At 43.9% G+C, this 12,476-nt stretch carries 14 protein-coding genes; 2 read left to right on the forward strand and 12 right to left on the reverse strand.

Going from position 1 to position 12,476, the window contains the following annotated elements:
• Positions 1-115: 115 nt before the first annotated feature.
• The 6 genes from B3F51_RS14580 to B3F51_RS14605 form a co-directional block, all read right to left on the reverse strand.
• The gene (locus tag B3F51_RS14580; RefSeq protein ID WP_286947822.1) at positions 116-1,690 is read right to left on the reverse strand and encodes a histidine kinase N-terminal 7TM domain-containing diguanylate cyclase; all 1,575 of its coding nucleotides are present in this window, start codon (positions 1,688-1,690) and stop codon (positions 116-118) included.
• An 82-nt stretch (positions 1,691-1,772) separates the two neighbouring features.
• Positions 1,773-2,138, reverse strand: a complete 366-nt coding sequence (locus tag B3F51_RS14585) for a VOC family protein (RefSeq protein WP_070371388.1) — start codon at positions 2,136-2,138, stop codon at positions 1,773-1,775.
• A gap of 23 nt (positions 2,139-2,161) precedes the next feature.
• Positions 2,162-2,725 (reverse strand): hypothetical protein, encoded by a 564-nt coding sequence (locus tag B3F51_RS14590; RefSeq protein WP_286947823.1) that lies wholly within the window; start codon positions 2,723-2,725, stop codon positions 2,162-2,164.
• Between the two features lie 97 nt (positions 2,726-2,822).
• Positions 2,823-3,467 carry an MBL fold metallo-hydrolase gene (locus B3F51_RS14595; RefSeq protein ID WP_228879790.1) on the reverse strand — a complete coding sequence of 215 codons (645 nt, stop codon included), beginning with the start codon at positions 3,465-3,467 and terminating at the stop codon, positions 2,823-2,825.
• A gap of 39 nt (positions 3,468-3,506) precedes the next feature.
• A complete protein-coding gene (locus B3F51_RS14600; protein ID WP_286947826.1) occupies positions 3,507-4,475 on the reverse strand; it encodes a lamin tail domain-containing protein in 969 nt (322 codons plus the stop codon).
• 382 nt (positions 4,476-4,857) lie between these two features.
• Positions 4,858-6,318, reverse strand: a complete 1,461-nt coding sequence (locus tag B3F51_RS14605; RefSeq protein ID WP_148637069.1) for a helix-turn-helix domain-containing protein — start codon at positions 6,316-6,318, stop codon at positions 4,858-4,860.
• 168 nt (positions 6,319-6,486) lie between these two features.
• Between B3F51_RS14605 and B3F51_RS14610 the strand changes: the two genes are divergently transcribed.
• Together B3F51_RS14610 and B3F51_RS14615 are read left to right on the forward strand one after the other, a co-directional pair.
• Entirely contained in the window at positions 6,487-6,729 is a 243-nt protein-coding gene (locus tag B3F51_RS14610) for a type II toxin-antitoxin system Phd/YefM family antitoxin (RefSeq protein WP_070371384.1), read from the forward strand.
• The gene (locus tag B3F51_RS14615; RefSeq protein WP_070371383.1) at positions 6,726-7,100 is read left to right on the forward strand and encodes a type II toxin-antitoxin system death-on-curing family toxin; all 375 of its coding nucleotides are present in this window, start codon (positions 6,726-6,728) and stop codon (positions 7,098-7,100) included. The genes B3F51_RS14610 and B3F51_RS14615 overlap by 4 nt, the downstream gene beginning before the upstream one ends.
• A 63-nt stretch (positions 7,101-7,163) precedes the next feature.
• Here B3F51_RS14615 and B3F51_RS14620 read toward each other — a convergent pair whose 3' ends face one another.
• The 6 genes from B3F51_RS14620 to B3F51_RS14645 form a co-directional block, all read right to left on the reverse strand.
• Positions 7,164-7,625, reverse strand: a complete 462-nt coding sequence (locus tag B3F51_RS14620) for a hypothetical protein (protein WP_070371382.1) — start codon at positions 7,623-7,625, stop codon at positions 7,164-7,166.
• 22 nt (positions 7,626-7,647) lie between these two features.
• Positions 7,648-7,977 carry a hypothetical protein gene (locus B3F51_RS14625; protein ID WP_175440937.1) on the reverse strand — a complete coding sequence of 110 codons (330 nt, stop codon included), beginning with the start codon at positions 7,975-7,977 and terminating at the stop codon, positions 7,648-7,650.
• Between the two features lie 46 nt (positions 7,978-8,023).
• The gene (locus tag B3F51_RS14630) at positions 8,024-8,581 is read right to left on the reverse strand and encodes an N-6 DNA methylase (RefSeq protein WP_242871613.1); all 558 of its coding nucleotides are present in this window, start codon (positions 8,579-8,581) and stop codon (positions 8,024-8,026) included.
• A 198-nt stretch (positions 8,582-8,779) separates the two neighbouring features.
• Positions 8,780-9,904, reverse strand: a complete 1,125-nt coding sequence (locus B3F51_RS14635; RefSeq protein ID WP_286947832.1) for an SPFH domain-containing protein — start codon at positions 9,902-9,904, stop codon at positions 8,780-8,782.
• Positions 9,905-9,919: 15 nt separating this feature from the next.
• The gene (locus B3F51_RS14640) at positions 9,920-10,519 is read right to left on the reverse strand and encodes a hypothetical protein (protein WP_207648651.1); all 600 of its coding nucleotides are present in this window, start codon (positions 10,517-10,519) and stop codon (positions 9,920-9,922) included.
• Between the two features lie 232 nt (positions 10,520-10,751).
• A complete protein-coding gene (locus B3F51_RS14645) occupies positions 10,752-11,966 on the reverse strand; it encodes a DUF697 domain-containing protein (protein ID WP_070371379.1) in 1,215 nt (404 codons plus the stop codon).
• Between the last annotated feature and the right edge of the window lie 510 nt (positions 11,967-12,476).

Genomic DNA, 12,476 nt, shown 5'->3' on the forward strand with positions numbered 1-12,476 from the left:
GAATCTGATGTTGTCGCATTGGTTGCGGCCGCCTTCGGCACCAGTGAAAGGCCCCGTTTTTGAGACGGGGGTTCAAGGGGGCGGTCCGGCAGGGTTGATTGGATCAGGCCGTTTTTTAGTGTTCATAAAAGACCACCTGATTACCACCGGCTTTTTTGGCCGAATATAAGGCCTCGTCCGCCTTCTGATACAGCGTTTCAAAATGGTGGCCCGGCAAGGTCTGATCGGTTACAGCACCGATGCTGACGGTGACCCTTTCATGAAGCACGTCGGCGGTTTCTTTTTGAACCTGCTTAAGAATCTGCCGGATGATGGCCTGGGTCTGTTCTTTGCCACAGCCCAAAAGGGTCAGGCTGAACTCATCTCCGCCAATCCGGCCGACCAGATCGTCTTTGCGGATACACTGCTTGATGGCATCCACCACTTTTAAGAGGACAACATCCCCAACTGGATGGCCATACTGGTCATTGACGGCCTTAAATTTATCAATATCGATAATCAATAAGGAAACCGGGTCGGCGACTGACGCATTGACGTAATCAATGTAGGCCTGTTTGTTGAGCACCTGAATATGCCGATCCATCTCGGCCTGTCGTTTCAGGGACTGTCGCTCGAGCCGGGAGCTGGTTACGTTGCGGATCACCGAGACACTGCCAGAATAATGGTGCCGGTCGTTGATAAAGTGATGCAGATCAATTTCGTAGTAGTGTTTGGCTCCATCAAGGGTGTCCAGCTCCAGTTCAACGCTGCCGTTTTTTCTTTGCGTTAAGCCCTCCTGCCATAATGATTGGCTGTGAAGAAAGGCCGAGTATTTGGTGAAATCACGGTTTGTGAGCTTGTTGCCGGATGCTTTGTGAGGGCTTTGGGCCGCTTCTGGTTCGGTAAAATGCTGGAAGAATGCAGCAGCTGACGGGTTCACCTCCACAATCTCCCCGGCGGCGGATAAAACCACGATCCCATCTGGCAGGGAATTGATGATCCAATCCTTGGCCAAGGGGGCAATCTTTAAAAAATCGTGGCGATAGACACTATAGGCGATAAACAGATTGGGAATCAAAAAGATCACCGACATCGGAAAAGTTTCGGCGGTTCCGACCATCAGGTAGTTTTTGATCAGTAACAGTGTCAGGGCCAGAATAAAGCCGATCAGGATATAGAGAACCTGCTTCTGACCGCTTCTGAAAATACGGATTTGAAACAGTATCAGAATAATGATCGAAAACAACATCAGGGCGAAACGCAAGAGCACAAACATATTGCCCCAGAATGCCGGCTCCACATACAGGCTCCAGTGACCGTTTACTTCAACCATCTCCACGGTTTTGCGGATCAGATGATGCAGTGGATTGGTGAAGGTCAAAACAATTCCGGTCAGGCTGATTGCTGCTGCCAGCCACACCGTATATTTGAGGTATTTGTTTTTGTTTTCAGTATATTCAATGACAAACCAGAGATTGGCAATAGGGATGAAGGCCATCCCGATTTGAATAAAATTCCGCCAGAATACCTTGGTCTCATAGCTTTGAGCAAACAATTCAATGGTGGAACCGGCCACCCAGGACAACAGCAGCACCATCGTACACAAAAAGGGTAGCCCACCCTTGTCCCGACGATGCCGGTAACTGACATATACTAAAAACAAAGTCACCATCAGGGTGGCGATATTAATGATTAAGACCGTTTCTTTCATCTGTCCCTGTTTCTTTCTGCTGTTGCCAGTCTTTGGCGATGATGTTGGGATGGGTGATTTTTAAGTTTCATGTTCTTAGTTTTCAGGCGAGGTGTTCGATCAGCTGGATTTTCAGACCATTGGGATCGAGGATAAAGAAAAAGCGGATGTACGGGGCAGGCTGAAACGGGCCACTGTGAATGGCAATGCCTTTTTCCGTTAGCGTCGCCATACTTTGATCAACTGACGCCACCGAAAAGCCCAAAGAAATGCTCTGGCCCATATCAAAGCTGGTGACGGCCTGGTTACAGACCAGCTCCAGCTTGGTTTCGCCGTCGCCTAAAAAGGCCAGCTCCATCTGGGGGCCAGCCGGTCGGCGATCCAGCAGTGTCAGACCCAGCACTTCGGTATAAAAGTTTAAGGATTCGTCCATATTTTTGACGGTAAGGGTTACCCATGATAGGTTCATAATGTTCTCCTTTTGTTTTAGCGTTATGGATAGTTTATCATAATGTTACCAGCGGCGCTGCGCTCTTTAGAAAAATATTCAATGTGATAGGTAATGATGGGGATCTTTAGCAGTTCCAGCCAGCCATTATAAATGCCATCAATAAAGGCCGGACGCCACTCGGAGCGGCGTGTTATCAGTGGACAGCCATGAATCTGCTCTTTTTCTATTACCAGTGAGAAGACCCCATTTTCGAGATGAGGTTCAAAGGGATAGGTCCGGCATTGAATGGGCCGATGATCCCGCAGGCAACCACTCTCCAGATGGCAATAGATATAATACATTTTTTTAATTTTAGGGGGCATCTTGTAGTGCTTCTGGCTGTGCAGCTCGTAGTCGGTTGCGACTGCCGCTTGTATGTATTCATATTCCAGCGGTAATAAATACATACCCAGTCGTTTCTCGTCGTCATCACGTCGGCGGCAACAATGATAGCCACAACATTCTCCACAATTACCGGCGATGATCGCTTCATCCATCAGAGCATAGGCTTTTGTAAAAATGGCCTGGTAGTCCTTTCGCATTGGTTTTTTATTTTTATCGGTCACATCTGCTCCGTTCTTTTAATTCTGAAAATATTTATTCCCTTGTTTATTGTTCTGGCAAAAAGCGCTTCGTTATCGGGAAATGTTCTGCGGGCGATTGCTACTGCCCTATTTTACTTGCCGGTGTCGGTCGGCCATGTCCGTAGTAAATGGTTTTTGCTGGCAGCTGCTGCACCGCCTGAATACTCTTTTGCAAGGCGGCGTGATCCTCCCATAAATATGCCGGTTGGGGGCTTAGCATATGCATCAGGATGTCCCCGACAAATAATTCACCGCTGGGAAAGGTAATCACCATGGAGCCCCGGGTATGTCCCGGCAGTGGATGGATGGTTTCGCCAAAACCCAGCCGGTTGGTTTCCGGCACGGTGATGATCAGATCCGGCGTGAAGCTTTGGGGCGGATTTCGCTTCATGGTACCCTTCCCTAGCCATGTAATCATTTTGCCGATGGGATGGGTGGCCTGCATTTGTTGTGAAAAGGGATTATCAATCATATTGATGTCGTTTTGATGGATGACAATGGGGATGCCATATTTTTTCTGAAAGAAAGCCGCACTGCCGATATGATCGCTATGGCCATGGGTCAGCACCAGATAACGGATTTGTTCCATGGCAATCTGGTGTTGGGCCATGGTTTTTTCAATCTTAGCCCCCATTCCCGGGGCACCGGCGTCAATCATCAGGTGGTGTTCCCCCTGAGAGATGAGATAACAATTGGAACCGGCTGAGATGGTGATGATGTTCATTGGTTATTCTCCTTTCGCGTTATGATTAATAGGTAATGATTAATCATCGTAACGATCCACCAGTTTACCGGTGTTGTCATATAACTCCGCCGGGTCACTTTTGCTGTTGCTCCAGGTCCCGCCGCCATCGAGCCAATGAAAATCGATACCGGAATTGGTGGCAGAATCGCCAACCTTCACCGCGGCACCAGCGGCTAAACTAAAGGCCGGAAAGGTAAAGGTCTGGTTCCCGGTAACGGATACGATTTTCCAGCCGGTTAGGTCAACCGGATTGGTACCGTCATTTTTAATGACGATGTATTCGGCCTTTTTATCACGGGCGCTAATGCTGACGCCGCTACCGGCTCCCCCATTTTGCGACGTGAGGCCCAGTCCCTGATTGACGTCATCGGGATTGACATTGTCAAATTCATCGTTGATGACAGACCCCTTTAAGGTATAGGTATAACTATAATGACTGGGGATCTGGGTGGTGGTTGATGGATAGGTGATCACTGCAGTAAAATCACTGCAGCCACCAGCGTCACGAATGACCTTTTCCATGTAGGCCTGATTCCCGTCCCGGTTCAGGGTACTGTCCTGGGGGGTGATGTTATACGCATTGGACACCCCGCCAAGAGAATCGGCAATGACATGGCCCTCATCCAGGGTGGGACTTTCCGTACCAGGTACTTTGGCCTCATCGGGATAATAACGGCCCGTGTCCAAAACCGGTTCCTTTTCATCATCCTGTAAAATAATTTCTTTTGCCGTCACCTTGACCAATTGGCCATATTCATTGGTAAAAGCATAATACTCACGATCGCCAAAACCAATATCTACCACCACATTGGGCAGCCGCTGGCCCGACAGGTCGCCACCATCGACTTCGATCCAGGTATACCCTTCAAAATCCGGTTTATTCTGGCCATCAAGGGCGCTGCAACCGGAAAAAACGAATACCGACAGCAGCATCAGGGTCAGCAGCACTGCTAATTTCCCAGTTAGGTGTTTTTTAATTTGTGACATCTTCTTTTCCCCTTTTTATGATCATTTTTCGAAACGCATCGGTAACAAATTGAATCGCTTGAGGGCGGCGGCCTTTTATTACGCTATCCGATGGTATCAGGCACGGTTCCCCATAAGCTTTATTAGGGTTAATTATACACATTTACTGACATCTTTAACAGGAATAATTTGTTCAGTATTCAACAGCAAATGGCCTGACAGTTCATTCACATTAATATTTTATTGATATCTATCCCGTGCGCTCCGATCTTTTAACTAAAAATATTTTTCATTGCGCATGTGCCTGGTTAAATCATTGTCTGGGCGAAGTTAAGTGAGGTTGGAACCGTTAATTTTGACCGCTGGGTGGTTTTATTGCCGGAAATCCATGTGCAAAGGCTGTTTATACATCACATATCTGCATTAATCGATCGAGTTCGGCCAGGGTTTGCTCCTTTGGTAATATATATTTGCTTTTTATTAGACTGGTAAAAAAGTCATCAAAGGCGGCAACTACGCTGGGCTCATAAATCTCAAAGGCTTTAAAAACCAGCTGATTATCTTTGCGGTAGTGCAGAATCACACGAATCAGATTCTGCTCATTGGAAAATTCGGTGGAGCCATTCATAAAGATCTGCTCCTCATCGATGGCATAATAGGAGCGGCGATTGTTGGCCAAATCATCCCGAACCAACCTGAGCAGGTATAAGCGATCAGCGGGTTTGACAACATTATAGACTTCATCTGGGAAGTTCAAGCGTCCATCTTTCATAAACTGTTCAAGGTTTTTTAACGAAAACACATTGATGATGTTTGGGTTTTCCCGTTGAATATTGCCATAATGATTGACTGCCATCTCTAGCAGCGTTTGATAATAGGGAAAATCCTTATTCATATTTGCTTCCAGCAGTTCCCGGTCAATGTAGTAGGCAAAACAGGGCAAGGGCTCGACCACATGCTTTAACTGGCGGATCTGTTCCATGGTATAGACCTCAAACAAATCAGTGCTTTCTTCAATAAAGGTCTGGGATCTGGCAACCAGGCGCTCAAACTCGGTGCGATACAGATCAAAAATGGCCGCATCCTGATATAATACCGCCTGACTGAAATCAGTTGAAATGGTAATGACCCGATCGGAAGTCAGGATAAAATACGGAAACAGGGCTGTTACTGGCATACTGACTGAAGTTTCTGGTGAAAAATAATAGTAACAGGAACGGTAGTTGATATTTTCCAGTAGCGACAGGGCGATCAAGTGACGAAGGGCCGCCACCGCCTGCCCCGGTTCGTCGGTCGCTGACTGTTGACGGAACCCCAACACATCCGCAAGGTTCAGTTTTTTCTTGTTGCCCATCATCTGTTGGAAAATGTAGTCGTACACCTTGCTTTCGGTATGGGGAATGCACAGTTTCAGCTCTGGTTGGGTGGCGGAAAAAAGTTCCTGATCGATGCTGTTTTCAATCAGATTTAAAACCGCCATTGGATCGGAGTAGACCTCAAGCGGCTCGGCAGACTGCTTATTGTCGAGTGGGCTGACTTTCAGATCGATCTCTTTTGAGAAGGGAATCTTATATTCGGTGAGTTCAGAAATCATTTCAATCAGATCAAAAATCTGGCGACGACTGTAAGAGACTGTCTCCCCGACCCGGGCGATTTCCAGCAGTTGGGCGAGTTCATCCTGTTCAATCGGGGAAAGCCGCAAAGCCCGGCTCAGATTGCAGAAAAACTCCGGGGTCGGCAGGCGCTCGCCGGATTTAATCCGTTGCAGGGTGGTGCGGTTGATGCCGCCAATTGCGGCCAGAGACGCAACGGTTTCACCACTCTCAATAATCAGTTCTTCTATTCTTTTGCTAAATAAGGTCATATGTCCTCCTGAAATTTTGATGTAAAATGATGCTTATATAAACTGGTGTCAGGTACATAAGGTGTTCCATACGGTGTTCTTAAATTAAGTGTGCCTTTATAGATTTATTTTTAGGTTTTATTTATCCTAGAATTGTAGTACAATGGAAACGAACCAGGAGGTAATAACATGCAAATTAATACCAAAAATTTGGTTTCCATTACCGAAGCCAACCAGAATTTTTCGAAGGTTGCCCGTCTTGTGGATGAAAACGGCGCTGCTTTCATTCTAAAAAACAATACCCCCCGCTATGTTCTGATTGAGTTCAGCCAGTTTCAGGAAGAGTCCGCACTTGTCGATGACGCCGTTGACGCCATTGCCAAACGAATTCTAAAAAAACATCAGGCCGCCTTTGAGGAATTGGCCAAATGAAACGGTTGTCCTGTCAGCAGGTGCTGCGCCTTCACACCATGCTGATTAACGAAACCGGGGGCAGTGATGGCCTCCGGGATGAAGGGTTACTGGATTCTGCGCTAAATGCACCCTTTCAGAGTTTCGGGGGCGAAGATTTGTACAAAACGGTTCCCGCGAAAGCCGCACGACTGGGGTTTTCGCTGATTAATAACCATGCATTTATCGATGGCAATAAACGAATCGGCATTCTGGTTATGCTGACATTTCTGGAAATGAACGGCTTTCTGCCTGATTGTACAGATGATGAACTGATCCAGTTGGGTATCGGTCTGGCCGCTGGACACATTGATGATCGGCAACTGCTTGACTGGATTATTGATCATGTCTGACACCATCCAGTGGAACTTGTTTTAAAGTGCACAAAACCTCCGTCCCTTTGTGTTGACGGTCACTTATCCCTCAGATTTTTTTAACCGCTCTAAGGCATCCTTTGAAATCCTAATAATTTCTTTTCCATGAATATGAGCAATATAATTTTGATATTGCTTTTGATTTCTCGGATTTTCATCTTCTGTTATAGCATCCCAATTAAATGTAATTTTCTCTATAATTAACGGAAACTCGATTGGAAATGAAAAGCCTCCCGTTCTCTGGTAAACTTTTAAAACAGACGGATCGTGCTTTAGTTTATTATTAGCATATCTCAGCCCACTGAAAAATTGTTTGTCATTACAATCAATTAGTATTTCCTCATTTTTTTCGAGACGTTCGTAATAGTCAAACAGACAATGCAGAAAATTAACAACACGAAAGTTTACTTCTTTTTTTAGCTCTTCATTATTTAAATCTTCTTCTGCAATTCGTATCACAGCTATCATTTCTTCATAACTTTTTCTCAAAGCATATTCAAACATTCTATCACCTTACCATCTATAATTACCAAGCAGTTCTGAACGACTGAATTAAGCAAGTCCATAATTTTATCTTTGCACGTATTTCACCTACTAGATGCATTCTGCATATCTCAGAAAAACAGTCAGAAAAACGAAAAGTTTCCTGAAGTTTTGCGTTAAGGATGCACAAAACCTTTTTCGGAAAACCTCTAACCATAAACTTTTCATAGGTTTCTTTAGAGATAAAATAAGCTTTTGAATAGTCAATATAGCCATCTTTAACTGACTTTGCACTTAGTGTCTTAATACCTGCTTCTGATTTTTCTGGAGTTTTCCCTCGGTAATCGATTATTTCTTCGAGAGCATTCTCCATCGTATCTACCTTCCAATAGACCGGAATTAGGCCTACTTCGGTCTCCCTAAAACTCATACCCAATCCCCCCCAGATTCTTCCGGATCTCATCCTCCAGGTGCCGGGATTTGGCAAAGAGTTCGGCCAGTTCGGCAGTCAGGTTTTCCATTTTTTCCTCAAAGGGGATGCCGTCATCAATGGCGTCTTCAATCCCCACATAGCGGCCCGGGGTCAGGACATATTCATGTTCCTTAATTTCGGCCAGTTTGGCGGCTTTGCTAAAGCCCTTGACACCGTTATAGGCCCCACCTTTTTTGTGCCACTGGTGATAGGTTTCGGCGATTTTAGCCATCTCAGCAGCGGTGAGCACCTTGTGGCGGCGGTCGATCATTTCGCCCAGCTGACGGGCATCGATAAAGAGCACCTCATGGTAGCGGCTGCGAAAGCCGGGGTTATCGGCCTTATTGCGGTTTAATATCCACAGCGAAACGGGAATCCCGGTGGAATAGAAAAGTTTGTCCGGCAGGGCCACGATGGCGTCGACCAGATCGGCTTCCAGTCGGGCAATTTCTTTTTCCTTGTCGACCAGTTCGTCCAGGTTAATGTAGATTTCCAGATCTTCCACGACCGCGGAGACATAGTTTTCCTAAGTTAAGTTGAGCCTGGCACCTGGAAAGCAACTGGGGTGATGCAGGTGATACATAAAGCGTGATTTCACTTTTACAGAAACCGGATCTAATTCAAAAAGACCAGAATTCTCATTAGTTTTTTATCTTTGCGACAAGGGGCAATACCACATATCATCCTGATTTATAACGTTTTTCTACAGCCCCATAATTTCTTTCTTTTTCGCATCAAACTCGGCCTGGGTTAAAACGCCCATATCAACTAGGTCTTTTAGTTTTTTCAATGTTTCGATCTGTTCGTCGAAAGACATTGAAGAACTTTGTGTTGCAGCTGGCTGGCCTTGTGATCCAATATTCTGGGCCATATTCATACCGAAAAGCATACCACCTCCGTTTCCAAGACCATTATCTTGAATACCTTGTGCAATCTTTTGCTGTGCAGCAATATTGGAAGCTCTTTGTGAAACATCTTCATAGGCTCTTATATTCATTTTGTTTGCTGAGAACTGGTTAATGAGCTGTCGCGATTCTGGTGAAAATTCGATATTTTCGACCGCTACCTTGACAAGTTCAAAACCAAAGCGCTCTTTCCATGTGCCAGCATTGTAAGAATCATTAGATATTCGCTTAGAAATTTCAACCGCCTGCGACGGTAACTGGGAAATGCGATGGCTGGTCGATAGAGAATTTAATGCGATAATAAATGATTGTAAAAATTCTGAGAGAACTTGCGCTCTAACTTTAGGATTATCAAATGAATAGCTATTGACATTAGCAGGTACAAAGTTTTTGATAAACTTCTTCGGTTCAACAATTTTAATTGAGAAGCTGCCATACGCATAAATTTCGAGGTCGCAACCATAAAATAGATCATTATAAACCTGTGGACCGCGTGTTCCAAATTTTATATCACGAATTTCCCGTAAATTAACAAATGCTATTTTCTTTTCCATCGAGGAAATACCACCGAAGCCAATTCTGTCTTCAGTCTGTTTGAAGATGGATGTCTCCAGATCATTGCCGTCAAATAGGCTTTCCTCACCATCTCGATATTCATAGCCGCCAGGAGTGGTAATAATACCCTCAATTCCGGCTTGGCTAAAAATGAAAGCTGCCGTATTTTCAGGAATAAATATTTTCGAACCGTTTGAAATAACATCTGTTGAGCCAAGGCTATTAACGCCACGCCCGTTGTTATTTGTTTTCAGGATTCCTGGTGCGACAACGGTATGTTCATCAAAATGTCCAGCAGTGATGAGTTCTTTCCATTGATCCGCAAAGGAGCCCCCTACTGAATCAATAAATGCTTTTATAATGCCCATGGTTATTAACCTCTCTTATCCTAGAATTTGGTCTGTATCACAATATTGACAGCGAATGCTCTGACCTTTGGTGCCAGTAAGAGGTGCCATGCAACCGATACATTTTTTGGTAACCTTTACCGATTTATCCGCAGCTTTGTCTTTGGGTTTGATTCCCAAGCTTCCTTTTAAAACGTTGATCGTATCTTTAAAGGTTTCTGCAACCATTTCTGCACCAGGGATCGCAAATGGATTTGCCACTGAACTTTGCTCAGACTTATTCCCGGTTAAGACTTTACTGATGCCATTGGCAAAATCAATAATTTCTTTCTTTCCTGAGCTTTGAAACTGGAAAGCCAACTGGCCATTGACAAAATATATCTGAAGATCAGGCATGCCATTTGAGCTTTTTCCCAAAATAGCCTGTGCTTGACCATTGACGATTTTCACCTGACTGAGCGGATATTTCTTTACCCCTTTGGTGTTTCCAAACATGCCCTTACTGATATGGATAATATTTATATTGGTCAGAATCAGTTCATCAGTATAAGCTGTCATCAATCCGCCGCCTTCACAAAGGACACTGGTACTCTGAATAAGAATCGCTTCATTTGGCTCTAAATTGTAATTTACCATACTTTCTCCCTTTTCGTATTTTAATTGACTTCGACCTATATTAAAATGTAAACTCATTGCGCTGAAAATTAAATCAATAAGCGCATTATTACGGCTAAGCTAAACGCTATACATTTATATAAGAGTTGTAAAATACCCGTACTATTGTTTCTTCAGGATTCCAAACTGATCTGATTTCACAATCACTTCGAGAAAACTCTGCCGCCCATTGTGAACGGCAGAGTGTCAATTTTTAGAGGCTTTCCTTTGTTGATGGGTTTTTACTATCCGAATGGCTAAAAACATCGGTTAAGATATCGGGAAGAATTTTCCCGATATCTTTAGGATTATCCAGCTTAGTAATCTTTTCTACAATTAACGTGACTTTTTCCATGAATTGTGATGTCAAAGTTGCTTCCATTACGTTTTTAACCCATTCAATGTCTGCCACGCTTTTTTCACCAAGGTATATTTTTTCATACACAAAGATTGAGCCTTCACCGATAGCAGCAACGATAGCACCTCCTACGATGGCATTGATCACACTCGTAGCCAAGTTGATACCAGGTATAAGTTTAAGTGCCCCAATCGCTGCTTTAGCAGCAATGGTCACAGCACCAACTTCGACAATTGTATTAAAAAATTGTTTGGAATTTTCGTCATCTTTTATGCCATATATCTTTGCTAAGCCTTTTATTTCAGCGATCTCAAGCGGAATGAGAAGCACCCCATCAGCAAGTGAAAACGGTACCGCACAGACAGTAACGGCTGCCGCCGTCGACAGACCCACAAGGCTATGTGCCATCGTTCTTTTCTGGTTAAGTACCAATGTGGATACGGCCTTATCAGCGGCTCTAGTTCCTTCAGGCATTAATTCATTGGTCACATCAATTAATTCAGAAATCCCTTCGGGGGGTGCAAAAGCTCTTTCGTTAAGGCTATATGTGGCTGCGACAACCGGGATTATTTTACGCAGATTCTTTGATGATTTTTTTTGATCAGCAAATACGTTGTTTGCCATTTCGATATTCTTTTCTCTTTCGCCAACAGAATAGGATTTGGTAATGACAACCACAATAGGTACTGACTCCCATGCTGGTGTCAATCGTGAAAGGTTTTTTAGAGTTTCTGTAAATTCCTTACCCATGGTGCCATCGACGCATAGCCAAATCAGGTTGATTTGATTATCTTTGTGACCTTCTTTATAACGGCTATTTGACCATTTTTTAACTGAATTAATGACTCTTTGTTCCTTAATAAAGGGTGGTTCAATTACAAATGATGGTTTATAACAAACCGCATCAATGATTCTTAAGGGGATAATTTCACTCTCATAGATATCCAGTTCATCAATGTCGTCGATTGGACCCCATCCTGTTTCAACGCTTTCTTCTCCAAAAACAGCCCTAATTAATGTTTTTATGCCCACTTCTGGATTACCAATAACTAATACATTACCTCTTTCCATTTTTCCACCTTTTATCACTTTCTATTTATTGAAGAGAATTCTTGAACTTCTTTTCACTATAGAGTATGCAAATTTCGCGTGACATCTAAATAGATTTCGACAATCTAAGAACCTTTTGAACTTTTTGAACTTTGAACAGTCGTTCTGTATTGTCATTGAATTATTTTAATTTATATTCTTACCAATAATTTGATTATACGCTTTTTCCCCGCCACTGACCAGCGCAAATTTCACTTTCCAGGGAATGCTGCTTCTTTTAATTCACTTAATCCATCAGCCTCCGGCCATCCCAATCGCCCTGATTTGAGAATAACACATCCATCCGTCCAAATGTGGGATCGGTCAAAATCTAGTCAAATAAATCGGTCTGGTCACAGGCATTGATTCGGATTATTTACCGCTGGTTTAAAACTAACCATAAGAATTATTAGAAAGCTATATAAATACCTTATGAGCCATATTTTAGTTTCCTTTCGATCACCCTGTTTTAGTCTTTCCGAAAGGATCGAA

Source organism: Acetobacterium sp. UBA5834 (assembly GCF_002435675.1).
GTDB classification, from domain to species: domain Bacteria; phylum Bacillota; class Clostridia; order Eubacteriales; family Eubacteriaceae; genus Acetobacterium; species Acetobacterium wieringae.

Coding starts and splice junctions, on each gene's coding strand:
- B3F51_RS14640 (WP_207648651.1), bottom strand. CDS start 10,519: ATGGTAAATTACAATTTAGAGCCAAATGAAGCGATTCTTATTCAGAGT.
- B3F51_RS14620 (WP_070371382.1), bottom strand. CDS start 7,625: ATGTTTGAATATGCTTTGAGAAAAAGTTATGAAGAAATGATAGCTGTG.
- B3F51_RS14610 (WP_070371384.1), top strand. CDS start 6,487: ATGCAAATTAATACCAAAAATTTGGTTTCCATTACCGAAGCCAACCAG.
- B3F51_RS14585 (WP_070371388.1), bottom strand. CDS start 2,138: ATGAACCTATCATGGGTAACCCTTACCGTCAAAAATATGGACGAATCC.
- B3F51_RS14580 (WP_286947822.1), bottom strand. CDS start 1,690: ATGAAAGAAACGGTCTTAATCATTAATATCGCCACCCTGATGGTGACT.
- B3F51_RS14605 (WP_148637069.1), bottom strand. CDS start 6,318: ATGACCTTATTTAGCAAAAGAATAGAAGAACTGATTATTGAGAGTGGT.
- B3F51_RS14595 (WP_228879790.1), bottom strand. CDS start 3,467: ATGAACATCATCACCATCTCAGCCGGTTCCAATTGTTATCTCATCTCT.
- B3F51_RS14635 (WP_286947832.1), bottom strand. CDS start 9,904: ATGGGCATTATAAAAGCATTTATTGATTCAGTAGGGGGCTCCTTTGCG.
- B3F51_RS14625 (WP_175440937.1), bottom strand. CDS start 7,977: ATGGAGAATGCTCTCGAAGAAATAATCGATTACCGAGGGAAAACTCCA.
- B3F51_RS14615 (WP_070371383.1), top strand. CDS start 6,726: ATGAAACGGTTGTCCTGTCAGCAGGTGCTGCGCCTTCACACCATGCTG.
- B3F51_RS14600 (WP_286947826.1), bottom strand. CDS start 4,475: ATGTCACAAATTAAAAAACACCTAACTGGGAAATTAGCAGTGCTGCTG.
- B3F51_RS14645 (WP_070371379.1), bottom strand. CDS start 11,966: ATGGAAAGAGGTAATGTATTAGTTATTGGTAATCCAGAAGTGGGCATA.